Source organism: Paraprevotella clara YIT 11840, from assembly GCF_000233955.1.
GTDB classification, from domain to species: Bacteria; Bacteroidota; Bacteroidia; order Bacteroidales; family Bacteroidaceae; genus Paraprevotella; species Paraprevotella clara.
In genome coordinates this window covers 48,831-65,451 of the sequence record NZ_JH376628.1, presented here as the reverse complement: position 1 = coordinate 65,451, position 16,621 = coordinate 48,831, and the positions used below count along the sequence as shown (strand labels likewise).

Genomic DNA, 16,621 nt, shown 5'->3' with positions numbered 1-16,621 from the left:
TAACACCATGGAAGTCAGATGTTTTTTATATAGTTGTATTCTCCTGTTGGGTTTAGGAGGAGAAGTCGTTTCAGCACAAACCTTCAGGCGTATAAAGAATGTTCGTGAACTGGAGGACGGTGCGCATTATGTATTGGCCGGATATTGTGCGGCACATCCAGACTCGTTGTACGTGATGGCATCGCAGGATAAAACCGGTACGGGGAAGAAAAACCGCGCTGCACGCAAGCTTGCATTGGACAGAAACGGAAGAATCCATATCAATGACGGCGGAACGGCTATTTTTGAAATGTCGGTAGAAGGGAAGGCTTATGCGTTTCGTGATATAGTTTTGGATGCATGGTTAGCCTATACTACCGGGCGTGTGCAAGAATATGCTTCTTTATTGACTTTGACAGATGAGGAATTGACTCGTTTGCCTGCTAAGCCCAATAATAAATATAGTAATAGGTTTGAAATCATTCCGTCAGCCTCAGCTCGTTTGTCAAAAACGCCCTTATATACGAAAGAGGACATTTTTACGTCTGTTTCTTCTAAAAAACAATTCGGCCTGATGCCTGTTGGGGGTGTTTCTTTTAAGTTATGCGAACAGGATGTAGGTGATTCCTTATTTATCTATAAGGAGGTGCAATCACCAACATCGGAAAGAAGAGAAGACGGTGATTGGACTTTCAAAGGAGACTGGTTGGCTGATTCTTTGTTTGCATTGGATTATGCTCAAGCCCGACGGATAGATTTTACCGAAATAGCCCTACCACAAGGGAAAAGTATGGTGGGCGACGGGAAGATGCCCAAAGGATATGTCTGGACCTACGTGCGTAAGGGAGAGGCCGGACGTTTGCCGGAAGGATGGTCCAACGTAGTTGAAATCGACCGGAAGGATGAGGGCATACAAGGAAATGCTGTGACTCGGATGGTGGGGTGTGACAGTTGTACCTTAGGACCTAAATATACCTTCACGGTACCGGAAGAAACGGGAATCGTGTGGTACAGGAAGGCGGAGAATGATGGAGGGTGGCTGACTGTAGGTTTGCCGTATGCCGTGAAGAAAGTGGCCTGGGAAGATGCGGATGGAGAAACCATAACATCGGAACGCCTTTGTTTTGAAGAGATAACCGGTGACGGAGCCGTATTCCGGGAAATGGAAGCCGATGAGGCTTGGCAAGCCGGAATGCCGTATCTTTGGAGACCTTCGGAACCTCGTGAATCCGTAGTCTGCTTTTATGGAGAGGACACGGTCGTGCAACCTCAGGAGAGTGATGTAGAAACAACGGACGGTTTTTATGCCGTGTTCGGTCGGTATGATATTAAAGATGACGGGAAGACCGTATTTCTGTTGGATGACAGCGGTACACGTTTTGTGCGGGCTGCTGCTGGAAGCTGGGTGGCACCCGGTAGAGGGTATTTGGTGTATACCGGAACCGCTTTTCACTCTGTGCGTTTGATTGAAAATGAGTTGCCTGCCGGGACGGAGGGGATAGAGACTCGGATGGGCGGCTGCCTTTTGCCGGTTTATGGAACGGATGGCATAAAGAGGGGAGAGATTTGTCCCGGTGGACATATTCCGGAGGAATGGCCTGAAGGCATGTATATCACTCCGTTCGGGAAAATGATAAAGAAGTAGGGACTTCCGGTTATTATTTACTGAACAGTTCGAAGGTAATTTTATATCCGAAGCCTATTTGTTTGAAGTTTTCCAGAGAGAGGAACAGTCCCATGTCGAACACAAAGGTTCCGATACCGTAACCCAATTCGAAGTAAGGCCCTAAATGGTCCATGGTGAGCATGTTGAGGTATAAACGTTCGTTTTGTACATGGTTGGTATATTTGATAAGATGGCGTAGCACAAGAAACGGGGCTTCGTAAGAGATGTGTCCTCTGACGTAGTAGGGAGATGCGTTATACCATCGGCCGTTTAAAGCTTGGAATACTCCTCCGATTTCGTCGTTCCATCCTTCGGGGAGGTTACTTTTGCGGAAGTTGACGAAATCTACGAAATAAGTTTCTTCCTGATTGGTGAACAGTCCCATTCCGATACGGTAATACAGGTTGGAGAGGAGGCCCGTACGGATGTGGTGTTGCATGTCGAATTCAATGCGTTCATAAACGCCTGTACTTTTGAATATGTTCCTGAGTCCACGCTCGTAGTCCACGATGAAAGTCGGGAAACGGGACTTCAGGTTGATTTTCTGCCGGCCGTTCATGTAATAGTATTGGCCGGGAGTCCATTCCACCCGAATGCGCGGTGCGAAACTGTTATACTGCGGCCGTATGTTGGCCTGTAAGCCTTCTGCCACGTTTTCCGGAAGTTCCACCTGTCGGAAACTTTCTTCAGGATGCTCGGCCGGTGTACGGCGATGGAACATGAATCCCAGTCCTACGGACAGGCCGTTGGTGATTTCGAGGTGGTTGCTGATTTCAAAATTCAAGTCTTTGAAAAGGTCCAGGTTCAGTTTGTCGAAGTCGATGATGCTGTCCGACGGAATCTTTTTGAGTTCATCGATAATGCGGCTGTTCCCGATGCGGTTGCCGTTTCCGACGTTGACTTTTACCGTTCCCATGTGTTCCGGCCAATATTGGTATTCGGCACCTACATTCCAATAAAATTCGTTGTGAGTGAAGTTATATCCTAAGCGTGTCCCGACGTGAAGGGATTGGCTGTTTCGGAATGTGGTGTTGAATTTCAAATCTTGCCGGTAGGCGATGCCGGTCGTTTTGCTGTAACTGAACATCAGCGGATTGATGAAGGGAGAGTTTTGCAACGTGGCATTGTTGCTTAGTTTCCAGTCGCTATCGGTCAGGAAGAAGTCGCCCACCGAGCCCCAGATGTTTTTCTTGAAAGGCTGGGTCGTTTCTTTCTGTATGTATTTCATGGAATCCATCCGTGCCTTGTACCTTTTATATATATACAGTTCGGAGTTGTTCAAAGGAGTGGGCCGCAGAGAGTCGAAACGGGCAAAGTCCTTTGTATAGGCCTGACGGTCGCATTGTAGGGAAAAAGATGCGGTGAGGTTGTAGTTCGGTTTGGAAATGCTGTCTTCCGGTGTGTTGCGACGGTGATGTATTTCCTTATAAGTCAGGCTGGATTCGTAATATCCTTCCATGATATTGAAAGCAAAGGCAAACGATGCGTTGATGTCGTTTTTCACCGGCAGATATTCCGTGTCGGTACCGATGTCTCCCATGGTGATGCGGCAATCGAAAAGCAACAAATCGGCTTGTCCTTTGAATGAAATCTCGCGTACGCTCCATACTCCTTCCGTAATCGTCATTCTTCCGTCCAATAACTGGAAGCTTTTGTTACGGGGGATAAAACGAATGTGGTATTCGATGCGTTGTTGCCGGTCGCACGACACGGAGTCGATGGCGTAGCGGTAGTATTTATTGCTGTTGGGAGCCAAAGGGGAGAGCAGGCGTTGTCCCATCAGGTAAGGGGCATAGATATTGACGTTGAAATAATCCGTAATGCCCGGTATTTCACGAGCCTCGCCCAACGTGCCGGTATAAGCCTTGATTTTCTGGTCGTATATGTTGGGAGCGGTGTAGTGCAGGTCGCTGTATGTCTCTACGATAAAACGGTTGGCGTCTTTCGGAGTTCTGAACAATCCCGGAATGAAACGGAATCCCCGGTTTTTCTTGATGATATCCAGTTGGGCTTTGATGTATAACTCTGCGCGGTATTCGTGGATGAAGTCCATATATTGTGAAGCGGCATGGTGCATCCGACTGATGATGGAGTCGGCGGCTTCCAAGCGCGCTTGCATCACCAGAGGAAAGGACAGCATGCATCCCCACAATATATATCGTATGAAACTCACGTTTATCGGTTTTCAAAGTGATACTGGCAAAGATAATAATAAAAATGGATATTGTGTATCGCTGTTTTTTCTTAATTTTGTGCCCAAATTCACATACACGATATTTATGGGCGGTTTTTTCGGCGTCATCTCAAAGACGCAGTGCGTGGCCGATTTGTTTTACGGCACAGATTATAATTCTCATTTAGGTACGCGGCGTGGCGGATTGGCCACTTATAGTAAAGAGCATGGTTTCATCCGCTCGATACATAATTTGGAGAGTACTTATTTCCGGACGAAGTTTGAGGACGAGTTAGGGCAGTTTAAAGGGAATGCCGGTGTCGGTATCATCAGTGATACGGATGCACAGCCTTTGTTGATGAATTCGCATTTGGGGCGTTTTGCGATCGTGACGGTAGCGAAAATCAATAATGCGGAAGACCTGGCCGCAAAGCTTCTGGAGCAGGGCATGCATTTCTCGGAGTTCAGTTCGGGTAAGATTAATCCTACGGAACTGATAGCTTTGCTTATTAACCAAGGACAGACTTTCGTGGAAGGCATCGAACACATGTATAAGGAAATCAAAGGGTCTTGTTCCTTGTTGTTGCTGACGGAAGATGGCATTATAGCTGCAAGAGACAGTTGGGGGCGCACGCCGGTCGTAGTCGGTAAGAAAGAAGGAGCGTATGCCGTAACCGGGGAGTCTACGGCATTTCCCAATCTGGATTACGAGACCGTGTATTATCTTGGTCCCGGCGAGATTGTCCGGTTGCAGGCCGAGGGGATGGAGTGTTTGCGCCGTCCGCACAAGCGCATGCAAGTCTGTTCCTTCCTTTGGGTGTATTACGGTTTCCCCACGTCCTGCTATGAGGGTAAGAACGTGGAAGAGTTCCGTTTTGCCTGCGGCAAGAAGATGGGAGAGCGAGACCGGGCGGAAGTGGATTGTGCCTGTGGTATACCGGATTCCGGTATCGGTATGGCTTTGGGGTATGCGGCAGGAAAGGGAGTGCCCTATCAGCGTGCCATCTCCAAGTACACTCCTACATGGCCCCGGAGCTTCACGCCGAGCAATCAGGAGATGCGTTCCTTGGTGGCCAAGATGAAACTGATAGCCAACCGCGACATGCTGAAAGACAAGCGCGTGCTTTTCTGCGATGATTCCATCGTGAGGGGGACGCAACTGCGCGACAATACGAAAATCTTATTCGACTATGGAGCCAAAGAGGTGCACATGCGTATCGCTTGCCCTCCGTTGATTTACGGTTGCCCGTTTATCAATTTCACTTCGTCGAAAAGCGATATGGAGTTGATTACGCGTCGGCTGATCAAGGAGTTCGAGGGGGATGAGAACAAGAACTTGGAGAAATACGCGCAGACGGGGTCGCCGGAATACCAACGTATGGTGGATACGATAGCCGAACGCCTGAACCTCTCCTCCTTGAAGTTCAACACGCTGGAAGACCTGATAGAAGCCATAGGCTTGCCTAAATGTCAGGTATGTACGCATTGTTTCGACGGGAGCAGCCGCTTTACCTTGGAAGAGGATAATACGGATGAATAGCGCTTGTCCTCCGGGGACGACGGATGAACGTGGTACCGTAAGCAGAAGAGCCGTATGAGTGCATTTTATATCATACTGACAACGGCTCTTTATTTCCTTCTGCTGTTTGCCGTCTCCCGTAAGGCCGGTGGGGCGGGGGACAACGATACGTTTTTCCGGGGCAACAGACGGTCGCCTTGGTGGGTCGTGGCGTTCGGCATGATAGGAGCTTCGTTGTCGGGCGTGAGTTTCGTGTCGGTACCGGGAATGGTACGGGATGTGGATATGACCTACATGCAGATGTGTGTAGGTTTCTTTTTTGGGTATCTCGTAGTGGCTTTCGTATTGTTGCCTTTGTATTATAAGCTGAACCTGACCTCTATTTATACTTATCTGGATGTCCGGTTCGGCAAGACGGCCTATCGCACCGGAGCTTCTTTTTTCTTGTTGTCTAAAATGTTGGGAGCCGCTGCCCGGTTGTATTTAGTGTGCCTGATTTTGCAAAATTATGTGTTCGGAAGCATGGGCGTTCCGTTCGAGATTACGGCGGCCGGAACGGTTTTCCTGATTTGGCTGTACACTTTCAGGGGAGGCATAAAGTCGTTGGTGTGGACCGACGCTTTGCAGACTTTATGTCTGATAACGGCATTGGTATTGATTTTGTACCAACTGTGTCGCTTGAATGATTTTACGGTAACTGAGGCGATACGGCATGTAACGGAAAGCCCTTACGGCCGTTGGATAGAGTGGGACGATTGGACTTCACGGCAGCATTTCGTGAAACAGTTCTTCAGCGGTGTTTTCATTGTGATTGTCATGACGGGATTGGATCAGGACATGATGCAGAAGAACCTCACGTGCAAGAACCTGCGTGATGCGCAGAAAGACATGTGTTCGTACGGTCTTTCGTTCATTCCTCTGAATATGCTGTTTCTGGGGATGGGCATCTTGCTGTTGGCTTTGGCATCGCGCGAGGGCATAGCCTTGCCCGTGAAGGGAGACGACATTCTGCCCTTGTTTTGTGCAGAAGGCTATTTAGGGAATGAAGTGTTGGTGTTGTTTACTATCGGTATTATCGCGGCGGCGTTCAGCAGTGCGGATTCCGCACTGACAGCCTTGACTACCAGTTTTTGTGTGGACATTCTGGACGTGGAGCGGAGGTTTGCCCGTCCGGAGGCGGTAAGAAAGAGGGTACACGGAGTGATAGCTTTGCTCTTTGTCGGCTTTATCCTGTGTTTTGAAGCCGTAAACGATTCCAGTGTCATCGATGCCATTTATGTGGTGGCTTCTTACACTTACGGGCCGTTGTTGGGTTTGTTTGCTTTCGGTATGTTTATCCGGCGCAAACCGTGGCCTGCGGCTGTCCCGTGGATTTGTGTCACGGCACCCGTGTGTTGCTACTTGTTAGATATCTGGACCGCTTCGGTCTACGGCTATCGTTTCGGATATGAGTTGCTGATGTTGAACGGATTGTTCACGTTCATGGGGTTGTATGCTTTTTCCAAGGCTTATTCTCCGGGTATGGACAAACGGTAGTAAAATTTTCTCTGCATTCTGTTTCATCGATGTTCGCATGTCGGTGAGAATTTGTCCTGAAAATAATGCTCCGGCGGGCACAAAACAACTTTTTTGTGCCAACCGGAGCAAAATCGTATGCCCAACCAAGATGCCTTTTTGTAAGATCTATTTCAGTTTGGCATATTCTTTTTCGTCCACGGGTTCCAACCATTCGTTGCTGCTATCCTCGCCGGGAACTTCGATGGCAAGATGGGAGAACCAACTGTCGGGCGCAGCTCCGTGCCAATGTTTTACGCCGGCAGGGATGTGGACGGCATCGCCGGGCAGGAGTTCCACCGGGGCCTTGCCCCATTCCTGATAATAACCGCGTCCTCCCACACAGATGAGGGTTTGTCCGCCGCCTTTGGAGGCCTTATGTATGTGCCAGTTGTTGCGGCAGCCCGGTTCGAAGGTCACATTGACCACGGGAACACCGTCCTTCACGATAGAGGTAAGATAGCTTTGGCCCGTGAAATACCGGGCGTATGCGTCGTTGGGTTGTCCCACCGGGAAGAAGATGGTTTGTGCATAGGCTTCGACCGAACCTGCGGCCACGCTTTCGGCATTCCCGTCCCATACCTCTTTTGCCATGCGGAACGCGGCCCATGCCTTGGGCCATCCGGCGTAGAATGCGGCATGGGTGAGGATTTCGGCCATCTCTGTCCGGGTCACCCCGTTCTTTTTGGCCGATTCGAGATGGTACTTGAAAGAGGAATCGGTCAGCCCCTGAGACATGAGGGACACCACCGTGACGATGGAACGGTCGCGGAGCGAAAGCAAGTCGTTGCGGCTCCATACTTCCCCGAAGAGTATGTCGTCGTTCAGGTGTGCGAACTCGGGTGCGAACTCTCCGAGCGCGTCGCGTCCGGCGGTCTGTTGGATTTTTACTTGTGATTTTGCCATGATGGGAAAAATTAAAGTCAGTGATAGGATGAATAAAGTTTTTTGGGTTCTCATGATGATATGTTTTTTGGATTCGACATTTTACGTTCATCTCCACGATGGGGCTACGCCGTATGCTTCCTTATATATTTTAGAGAAGTGCGACAGGTTTTTGAATCCCACATCGAAACAAGCTTCCGTCACTTTTTTCTTTCCGGATAGTATCAAGTCGCGGGCGGCTTCCAGACGGCGTTTGATAATCCACTTTTGCGGAGTCAGGTCGCTGACCTTGGCAAAGTCCCGTTTGAAAGTGGCCAGGCTGCGCCCCGTGTAGCTTGCGATTTCGTTCATGGAGAGGTCGAGCATGTAGTTTTCGTTCAGGTAATCGAGGATGTCTATCTTCCACGGTTCCACGAAGTCGAACAGGGACGCATAAAGGTTCCGGTCGGTGCGGAGCAATACGTATACCCCCTCGGTCATTTTCAGTTTCAGCATGTCTTCGGAGGGTTTCTCTCCGGCTTCGAAATAAGGAATGACCGATTCGAACAGTGAACGGATGTCCGGGCGGTCGGAGGGGAGGACGCGAAGGCTTGTCTTGTCGCGCTTGGCATTTCCCGGTATGAGCCGGTTGTCGAGCGACCGGTAGAAATCCCTTAGGAAAGGCCGGGAGAATTTCAACACGATGGAGCGGTACGGTTTTCCGTTTTCCACCTTCTTGTGCAGCCACATCCGGTTGTCGCGCCGCATGAAAGCACATTCACCTGGATGCAAGACGGTTTTCTTCCCCCGTTCCTCTATTTCCAGTTCGCCGGAACATAGATAAATGAGCGTGTGTTCCCTGTTCTCGTGGGCGCATCCCCGGTCGTCGTTGAAGTAACATGCGATAAGTATGTTCGAACAGTCAAAAACTTCCAAATGTTCCATATCGTCAGCCTTTTGTTGGTGCAAATATAGTGCATTGTACGGGGATGGTGTTTGTTGTAAGGCTCAAATTTTCAAAAATACTTTCTTATAGCGCAATCATGAACGACGAACCCAGTGTGAGCATGTTCATGTATTCCCCGCTGTTTTTACTATGCGACGGAAGTAAATCATAGTCGAGGAAAAAGCGGATTCCATAATGTGCTTTGGCCTTGAACGTCAGCGAAACCCCGCTTCCGAAACTGAAACCGTTTCTTGCGGTGACCAGACGGTCGGCCAGTTGCAATAACGGATAATGCACATAACCTCCCAAAAGTTTGCTGCCAATCATCCATCGTGAAGAAAAGGGATAGGAAAAATAACTTCCTCCGTAGAAAGAAATTACGTCGAACGTATTATTCTCAGCCCGGTCGGTGTTGACTATTATCGACGTGTTGGACACGGTAAACCGTCCACCGGCACCTATGTACGGATTGAAGAAATAGGCTCCTTCCACGCCGGCCGTACTACCGGATGACGTACTGAACTCCGTTTGTTCGTCGATGTCGTAACCGCTCAGTGGGATGTTTAATCCGAAGTACAGGCTCAGGAATGAAGGTTTGTCCATCCGGCTGAAAACTTCTTCGTTGGCCAAACGGTTGATTCCCCTTTCCTTGAAAATCAAGTCTGCCAGATAATAACCCAGTTCGGTGGAGAGTATGCCGATGCCTGCGCCGGTCAAGACATCACTCAGCCAATGCTTGTTGTTGGCCATTCGCATGAGTCCCGTCGCGGTGGCCACGCTGTATGCTCCGATGCCGATCCACGGGCTTTTATGTCCGTATTCTTTATTGAGCATGGTGGCAGTCATAAATGCCGTGGCGGTATGTCCGGAAGGAAACGAATGCCGGTTCGAACCATCCGGACGCTCTATGTTTGTGGTCTGTTTCAAGGTGTTTACCGTAGCTCCCATCAGTAGTGTGGAAAAGGCGTCGGAAACAAGTAACCTGCCCCATGAACTGCGACTTTGTACGCCTGAAGCTTTCAGGCCGAGCATGGCTACTGCCGGAGCATACTGCATATAGTCATCCAAATGTCGGTTGAATCGGGGCAAGTATTCGTTGCGCAGGTTCCGGAAATGGTCGTCTTCTCCCTTTACAATCAAACCGCCGACAATTAACGGTACTCCGATATACGTCATCTGGTATAGGCGGGAAGAGGAGAACTTGTCAAGTCTTTGACCAAAGTTTTTTGCCATAGGAACAGGCAAACCGCCTTCTTTTCCCACCTTTATACTGTCTGACGGGTTTTGGGCCGATGAAAACGTGAGGTGGCAGATGCCGACAATACATAATGCGATTCTTTTCATGCTGTCATGATCTTCTGGATTAGGACTGCAAAGATATCGGATGACTTTGTCGAAATTTTGAAGATTTACGGGAACCTAACTGCAAATCTATGTTTTCCTTCGGAATAGGCATATGAAATATTCCAACCGTGGTAATCGCATACGGCTTTGACGATGGACAGTCCGAGGCCGTTGCCTTTTACCCTTTCCGACGGACGGTAGAAGCGGCTGAAAATCAGTTTCTCGTCCAAGGCGGTTTCGTCGGATGTGTTCATCACGACCAATTGTTTGCCGGACAGGACTATGCTTATTTCCCCTTCAGGCCTATTGTGGCGTACGGCATTCACTATGAGGTTGTTTATCATGCTCTCCAATAGGGTGCGGTTGGCTTTTACCGACAGGGAGCTTGCCGGAAAGTCCTTGTTCAGGACCAGCCCTTCGGATAGGCATTCGAGATAAGGCAAAAGTTCTTTTATCACCGTTACGACATCTATGGATTCCGTCCGGTCGAACTGGTTGTTCTTCATCTTGGCCAACAATAGCAAGTTGCGGTTCAGGCGCGACAGTCGGATATTCATTTGGTATAAATCCTGTATGATAGTGGCTTGGCGTTCGGTGATTTCCGGTTGTTGGAGCAGCAGGTCGAGCTTGCTTTGGAATACGGCCAACGGGGTTTGCAATTCATGCGAGGCGTTTTCGGTGAATTCCTTTTGCAACCGGTAGCTGTGGATACTGTCTGTCATCAGCCTTTCCAAGGTCTTGTTGAGCCTGTTGAATTCTTTTACGTTGCTTTTCGGTAGGGCAGGGTACGTCCCGTTTTCCAGTTTGAAGTGCTCTATTGCTTCCAGTGTCTTGTCGAACGGTTGCCACAGGCGACCGGAAATGAAGCGCAGCATCAATACGATGGCCGTGCCCAATACGATGGTGATGAGGGCAAACTGTATCATGATGCCGTGCAGGATGTCTTCTTCGAGGTCGAGGCTCGGTATAGGCTTCCCTACCTGTACGGCTTCGATGATGTCGATCATGTCTTCGGCATAAAAACTTTTGGTCAACCCGTAAAACAGAGGGGTGGCCAGTAAAAGCAATATCACCACACAAATGATGAATTGTGCAAGCGACTTGTACATCAAGCTTCTTTCTTTCATGGCTCAGCCCATTTATATCCCGTCCCATACACATTTTTGATGCAGTCCTTGCAACCGGCGGATGCAAGTTTGGCCTTCAGGTTTTTGATGTGTGTATAGACGAAGTCGTGGTTATCCATCATGTCGGCCATATCGCCGCTGAGATGTTCGGCCATGGCGCTCTTCGATATGACTCGGTTTTTGTTGCCGATGAGAAACAGCAGCAGTTCATATTCCGATTTGGTAAGTTCCACCGGAGTGTCGCCCACGGCGGCCGACTTGTTCAATAAGTTGATGCAGACACCGTTGCTCTCCAATATGTTATTGGCCGAGAACGTTTTGCGGCGGATAATGGCATAGATGCGCATACTCAATTCCGGCAAATGGAAAGGTTTGGCCAGATAGTCGTCTGCGCCTATTTCCAGACCTTTCACCTTGTCGTCGAGCGAATCTTTTGCCGATACGATGATTACGCCCACCGGATTGCGTTGTTTCCGGATTTCGTGCAAGAGGTCGAGTCCGTTTCCGCCCGGCAGCATAAGGTCGAGCAAGATACAGTCATACTCATACAGGTTTACTTTCATTCGGGCATCGGTATACGTGAAGGCCTGTTCGCACAAATATTTCTCACCGCTGAGGTAGGCCACGATGCTGTCCGAAAGCTTTCGTTCGTCTTCTATAATCAGGATTTTCATTAGATGTCTTATTTGTTGCAAAATTAGTTATTTGTCAGCGTATTGTTCCTTCTTTTTATAAATTAACAACATCATACCGGGCAGTACCAACAGAAGTAAGGGTAATCCGACAACGAACCCGCCAATGACCGCTACTGCCAGCGGCTGTTGCATCTGTGCGCCCAGCCCGAAGCCCAAAGCCAAAGGCATCAGGGCGAGCACGGCACCGATGGCTGTCATCAGTTTGGGGCGGATGCGTAGGGCTATGGCATAATCCACGGCTTCTGAGACTGTCCCGCCTGTGTGCCGGTTCATTTTGTATTGCCATACGGTGAAAATGGCATTTTCGGCTATGATGCCCACCACCATGATGATGCCCGTGTAACTGCTGACGTTGAGCGGGATGTCCGTCAACCATAATGCCAACAGGCAACCGCAGGTGCCGAGCACGGAGATGAACAGTATGGCAAGCGAGATACGCCATTCGCGGAAAAGGAACATCAGGACGGCAAACACTAATAATACGGCAAGCGAGAGTATCATCAGGAGCTCGTGGAATGACTGCTGTTGTTCGGAATAGGCTCCACCGTAAGAAATGCTGTAGCCCGACGGTAAATGGAGTTGGCTGCCGAGTGTGGATTGCAGGTCGGCTACGGCACTGCCCAAATCACGGTTTTCCAACCGTGCCGTCAGCGTTATGTCGCTCTTCAAGTCTTCTCGCCGTTGTTCTATTTCGCCCGGGATGACACGTACGTCGCAGAAGAAGCCGAGCGGACGGGTGCTGCCGTCGGGCAGGAAAATGGGTTGCTGTTCCAACCGTTCGGGGGAGTTGTCTTTGAAATCCGTAAAGCGGAGCAGGATGCGGCGTATTTGTTCGCCGTCCTGCACAGAGCCTATTTGCAGTCCGCCTGTCATGGCGGCCTGGGCCGGGTTCGGTTCTATCATGTTGGCCGGTTGGCAAAGGGGAATCCCGCCCGTATGGGCCGTAAGCTGTTCCTGAAAGTCGGTCGGGGTGATGCCGAATTGCGAAAGCCGGTCTTGCCGCGGACTGAAGAGCAACGAAGCGCCGGCCGGAACCAGCCCGTTGTCTATATCCACGATTCCCGGTACGGTTTTCATGATATGCTCGGCTTTTGCCGCCATGCTTTGCAGCGTCTCGTAATCATTCCCGAAAATCTTCACCTCGATGGGTTGCGCGGTACTCATCAAATCGCCAAGCAGGTCGGAGATACGTTGTCCGAAACCGATGGTCATCAACGGCACGGATTGGGAAATCTGCCGCCGCAGGTCGCTGATGACTTCAGGAGTACTGGCCTTGCGGTTGGTCTTCAGTTGAATCAGATAGTCCCCGAAATTCGAGGGACGCGTCTTGAACGACATGCCGAGGGCCGTGCGGCGCGAATAGGTCTGCACGTTTGGGTGTGCCATGATAATGCGTTCCATCTGGCGGCAAAGCCGGTCGGTTTCTTCAATGTCCGTTCCGGTCGGCGAGTGATAGTCGAGCACGATCGTACCCTCGTCCAGGTCGGGCAAGAAACCGGAGGTAAGCCGAGAATACGCAAACCAGCCTCCCAGGCTTAAAAGCAGGACGAATCCGGCGGCAATCAGTGGTTTGCGGTAAACTATGGTCAGGAAACGTACTTTACGAACGGAGTCCTCTTCGAGAGACTTCACGTCCAGGTTTTTCGGGCGCAACGGTTGCTTGTATCCGATGGCGAGGTGGAGCACAGGCAGGAGCAGCCATGTCACGAGGAATGAAGCCACGAGTGTAAGTTGCATCGTGTCGGACAATTCCTTGAAGAAGCTGCCGGCCAGTCCGCTCATCAGGCGGAAGGGAAAATGGATGACAATCGTCGATAGGGAAGAGGCCACCATGGCTGGGAAAAGGTTGTGGATGGCGTGGCGTACGACGGTGAAACGGTCTTCGCCGGGACGTTCTTCATGTTCCCGATATATCTGTTCGATGATGACAATGGCATCGTCGATGATGAGACCTATTGAGGCCGCCATCGCACCGAGCGACATGACGTTGACGGTGATGCCGGCCAGATAGCAAAGCAGGATACTGAAAGCCACGGTGACGGGAATTGTCAGCATGACCGCCAGGCTCGACCTCCACGAACGAAGGAAGAGTATCATTACGATGATGGCTAGAAACAATCCTTCGTAGATGGTCTTTAATACACTGTGTATGCTGTCGCCCACAAAAGCACTTTGGTTATAGTAAGGTTTGAGTTCATACCCCTCGGGTGTAGATGCTAATTGAAAACTGCTCCATCTTTTACTTGAAACCAGCGCCACCCTTATTTTTTGCAAAAGTACATTATTGTATTAACTCTTTTTACCCTCTCATTGTTTTTTGTGTTTCTTTAAGCCTATATGATTGTCCGCTCATATTCAGCAGAAAGGCCTTATGTGTCAACCTGTCTACCATCGCTGCGACCAGCACTTTGTCTTTGATAATTTCATTCCATCTGTTGAACGCCAGATTGGTCGTAATGATTGTCGCTTTCTTTCCAGACCTGAGCGAGAGATGATTGAACAGCATTTCTCCACCTTCCTTGTCACAACTGACATATCCGAACTCGTCACAGATAACCAGGTCGTATTTCTCAAACTTGTTCTGTAGTATTCCAAGTGTTTTGGCAGACCTTGCTTCCCTGATTTGTACAAGGAGTTTGGGAACAGATGTAAACAGTACCGTATGATTACATTGGCAAGCCTTGATACCCAGCGCCGTGGCAATATGTGTCTTTCCGGTTCCCGGATTGCCATACAGTACAACATTCCTTCCCTCTCTGACAAAGTCAAGTGTTTCCAGTTCCGGCAACGCTTTCCTGGCATCGTCCGGGAGTTCCTCCGTGTCCAGTTCATGGAGGTACTTCATCTGCGGGAACCTGGCGGCCTTCATGCGTGTCCTGACGCGCAGTTCCGCCCTGCGCTGTGTTTCTTTGCGTAACAGTTCCGCAATCAGGCGCATGTGGCTCCATCCTTCTTGCAGGGCTAACGCACATACATCTTCCAGTTCATCCTTGATTCCCATCAGTTTGAGTTCTTCCACATAAGCCAAAACGATCTCCTTTTCCGATTTCATTGTTTCATTTGTTTATTGGTTTGTAAAAAGTTTATTTCCATGTTCCCCATAAGTGCAGTCAGGCTGTCAAGAGTTCCCAAGGCCGCATTTTCAATATCCTGCTCCTGGGAATCCGGATCCGTGTTTTCCGTATTCTCCGTCTTGTCCGCTCCCGATTGCAACATGGCTTTGACCTGTTCGGCCGATATCCGTCTGACACCCCTTGCCTGAAGTGACAAGGCTGCCCTGACAACTTCATCCTGTGAGAACCCGTTCTCCTTCGCATATAACAGTAGCATGACAAACGCCTTGTTCTCTCCCTGGAAATGTTTCTCATACAGTTTTCTTATCCCGTCATGTGCGGTATGCCATGCCACGGAATGTGTCAACGCCCCCGGCTTGCGGAGCAATGTGTTCAAATAATGTTCCAGACGGATACGCCAATCCCCGCCACGGTAACTCCGCTGGTGCGAGGCGACCTTTTCCTTTCCGTGAAGGATGACGATTTTCTCACTGTAGATTTTGACGCGCACCTTTTCTCCGACAAGTGTGTCCGGAACAGAACAATGGACATGCTTCATGTGGATGGTAGCCCATTTGTCTACCGTGTACTCAGCCACCTCAAAGCACCCCAGATGGCCGGGAAGTCCCTGCAGGGATGCTAAATCCGCATCGACCCGCAGGCTCTTTCCCATTGTTGACGGACTGGTATCCAAATCGTTCATCCTCTTACAGACAGCACTCAGATGTTCCTGCGCCGAAAAAACGTCCTTGAAACGGTCCGTATGGCAAAAAGCCTTGCGGCGAACAAATTCCACACTCCGCTCCACGTGTCCTTTCTCCCAGCCGGCGCGCACGTTGCAGAAGCGGTAACGGAACCGGTAGAAGTCGGCCATCCGCAGCAGGGAATCCGTAGGTGTCTTTTCTCCGCCGACGAAGGACTTGACCGCCACCCGCATGTTGTCGTACACCATCAGGGAAGGCACACCGTTTATGTCCCGGAAAAAGTTACGGTGTGATTCCATGAAAGCCAGCGTGTTCTGGTGCCGGAACAGGTAGGCGTAACGTCCGTTGCTGTGTCCGAAGGTGAAGACGGCCAGATAAAACTTGGTCTTCACCCCGTCAATGAACAGTATTGCTTCTCCCCAGTCGAACTCGATCACCTCCCCCGGCTTATAAAACAACCGTATAAAGGCTTCCGGACTCTTTTTTCCTTTCCCTTGTTCCTTGCCACGTATATAATTACATACACTGGGATAGCTCACCGAATACCCCTTCTCCAAAAGGTACAGGTGAATGTCTTTTTTGAGCATACGTTGCTTACGCATACCCAGAGCCAACTTGGTATCGTTCCGTTTCAGACAGGTGTCAATCTCAGACTTCACCTGCGGAGTCAGCACCCGGGGACGGCGTTTGGAAGAATCATAGCGGGGAGGGTTACTTAACAGATCGCTGAGTGCCTCATCCGGATCTTCTTTATTTAGAGCAGCTTCATACTCAAACAATATATCGTCGACAGTGTGCCGTGAACAATGGAGTTCACGGGATATGCGACGTTTACTATAACCACATACGCGGTATAAATGGATTATCTCTTGTCTTTCTACCATAGTCTTCATTTTTGCCCTTGCATTGATAACATGCAAAGGTCTATACTTGAGCCTATGGTGGAGCTATTTTAAGTTAGAAAAGTGGCGCACTTTTCAATTAGTATATACAATAC

Annotated in this window: 12 protein-coding genes; 3 read left to right on the top strand and 9 right to left on the bottom strand. The window is 49.7% G+C overall.

The features are described 5' to 3' along the window. The first annotated feature begins 7 nt into the window (after positions 1 to 7). Positions 8 to 1,624, top strand: coding sequence for a hypothetical protein (locus tag HMPREF9441_RS15005; protein ID WP_008622644.1), 1,617 nt, complete (start codon positions 8 to 10; stop codon positions 1,622 to 1,624). A 13-nt stretch (positions 1,625 to 1,637) separates the two neighbouring features. Here the strand turns inward: HMPREF9441_RS15005 and HMPREF9441_RS15000 are convergent, their stop codons facing one another. Further along, entirely contained in the window at positions 1,638 to 3,785 is a 2,148-nt protein-coding gene (locus tag HMPREF9441_RS15000; RefSeq protein WP_008622640.1) for a DUF5686 family protein, read from the bottom strand. Between the two features lie 139 nt (positions 3,786 to 3,924). On the opposite strand from HMPREF9441_RS15000, the gene HMPREF9441_RS14995 reads away from it, so the two are divergent. Both HMPREF9441_RS14995 and HMPREF9441_RS14990 read left to right on the top strand, forming a co-directional pair. Next, on the top strand, positions 3,925 to 5,358 hold the full coding sequence (locus HMPREF9441_RS14995; protein ID WP_039865437.1) for an amidophosphoribosyltransferase: 1,434 nt from the start codon (positions 3,925 to 3,927) through the stop codon (positions 5,356 to 5,358). Between the two features lie 54 nt (positions 5,359 to 5,412). Then, positions 5,413 to 6,873 (top strand): sodium:solute symporter, encoded by a 1,461-nt coding sequence (locus tag HMPREF9441_RS14990; protein WP_008622638.1) that lies wholly within the window; start codon positions 5,413 to 5,415, stop codon positions 6,871 to 6,873. Positions 6,874 to 7,020: 147 nt separating this feature from the next. Here the strand turns inward: HMPREF9441_RS14990 and HMPREF9441_RS14985 are convergent, their stop codons facing one another. The 8 genes from HMPREF9441_RS14985 to istA form a co-directional block, all read right to left on the bottom strand. Next, the gene (locus tag HMPREF9441_RS14985; RefSeq protein WP_008622637.1) at positions 7,021 to 7,851 is read right to left on the bottom strand and encodes a carboxymuconolactone decarboxylase family protein; all 831 of its coding nucleotides are present in this window, start codon (positions 7,849 to 7,851) and stop codon (positions 7,021 to 7,023) included. 33 nt (positions 7,852 to 7,884) lie between these two features. Further along, positions 7,885 to 8,700 carry a helix-turn-helix transcriptional regulator gene (locus HMPREF9441_RS14980; RefSeq protein ID WP_039865433.1) on the bottom strand — a complete coding sequence of 272 codons (816 nt, stop codon included), beginning with the start codon at positions 8,698 to 8,700 and terminating at the stop codon, positions 7,885 to 7,887. An 85-nt stretch (positions 8,701 to 8,785) separates the two neighbouring features. Beyond that, positions 8,786 to 10,045 (bottom strand): phosphatase PAP2 family protein, encoded by a 1,260-nt coding sequence (locus tag HMPREF9441_RS14975; protein WP_008622635.1) that lies wholly within the window; start codon positions 10,043 to 10,045, stop codon positions 8,786 to 8,788. A 65-nt stretch (positions 10,046 to 10,110) separates the two neighbouring features. Then, on the bottom strand, positions 10,111 to 11,172 hold the full coding sequence (locus HMPREF9441_RS14970) for a sensor histidine kinase (protein WP_008622633.1): 1,062 nt from the start codon (positions 11,170 to 11,172) through the stop codon (positions 10,111 to 10,113). Further along, positions 11,169 to 11,846, bottom strand: coding sequence for a response regulator transcription factor (locus HMPREF9441_RS14965; RefSeq protein WP_008622630.1), 678 nt, complete (start codon positions 11,844 to 11,846; stop codon positions 11,169 to 11,171). The genes HMPREF9441_RS14970 and HMPREF9441_RS14965 overlap by 4 nt, the downstream gene beginning before the upstream one ends. 27 nt (positions 11,847 to 11,873) lie before the next feature. Next, positions 11,874 to 14,141 (bottom strand): efflux RND transporter permease subunit, encoded by a 2,268-nt coding sequence (locus tag HMPREF9441_RS14960; RefSeq protein WP_244949803.1) that lies wholly within the window; start codon positions 14,139 to 14,141, stop codon positions 11,874 to 11,876. 25 nt (positions 14,142 to 14,166) lie between these two features. After that, positions 14,167 to 14,919, bottom strand: coding sequence for an IS21-like element helper ATPase IstB (gene istB / locus HMPREF9441_RS14955; protein WP_008622628.1), 753 nt, complete (start codon positions 14,917 to 14,919; stop codon positions 14,167 to 14,169). Next, positions 14,916 to 16,517 (bottom strand): IS21 family transposase, encoded by a 1,602-nt coding sequence (gene istA / locus HMPREF9441_RS14950; protein ID WP_008622627.1) that lies wholly within the window; start codon positions 16,515 to 16,517, stop codon positions 14,916 to 14,918. Before istA ends, istB begins: the two co-directional genes overlap by 4 nt. Between the last annotated feature and the right edge of the window lie 104 nt (positions 16,518 to 16,621).

What these genes read in the sequence shown, in the direction of transcription:
- HMPREF9441_RS14975 (WP_008622635.1), bottom strand. Translation starts at nt 10,045, where the DNA reads ATGAAAAGAATCGCATTATGTATTGTCGGCATCTGCCACCTCACGTTT.
- HMPREF9441_RS14990 (WP_008622638.1), top strand. Translation starts at nt 5,413, where the DNA reads ATGAGTGCATTTTATATCATACTGACAACGGCTCTTTATTTCCTTCTG.
- HMPREF9441_RS14970 (WP_008622633.1), bottom strand. Translation starts at nt 11,172, where the DNA reads ATGAAAGAAAGAAGCTTGATGTACAAGTCGCTTGCACAATTCATCATT.
- istA (WP_008622627.1), bottom strand. Translation starts at nt 16,517, where the DNA reads ATGAAGACTATGGTAGAAAGACAAGAGATAATCCATTTATACCGCGTA.
- HMPREF9441_RS15005 (WP_008622644.1), top strand. Translation starts at nt 8, where the DNA reads ATGGAAGTCAGATGTTTTTTATATAGTTGTATTCTCCTGTTGGGTTTA.
- istB (WP_008622628.1), bottom strand. Translation starts at nt 14,919, where the DNA reads ATGAAATCGGAAAAGGAGATCGTTTTGGCTTATGTGGAAGAACTCAAA.
- HMPREF9441_RS14995 (WP_039865437.1), top strand. Translation starts at nt 3,925, where the DNA reads ATGGGCGGTTTTTTCGGCGTCATCTCAAAGACGCAGTGCGTGGCCGAT.
- HMPREF9441_RS14980 (WP_039865433.1), bottom strand. Translation starts at nt 8,700, where the DNA reads ATGGAACATTTGGAAGTTTTTGACTGTTCGAACATACTTATCGCATGT.
- HMPREF9441_RS14985 (WP_008622637.1), bottom strand. Translation starts at nt 7,851, where the DNA reads ATGAGAACCCAAAAAACTTTATTCATCCTATCACTGACTTTAATTTTT.
- HMPREF9441_RS15000 (WP_008622640.1), bottom strand. Translation starts at nt 3,785, where the DNA reads ATGCTGTCCTTTCCTCTGGTGATGCAAGCGCGCTTGGAAGCCGCCGAC.
- HMPREF9441_RS14965 (WP_008622630.1), bottom strand. Translation starts at nt 11,846, where the DNA reads ATGAAAATCCTGATTATAGAAGACGAACGAAAGCTTTCGGACAGCATC.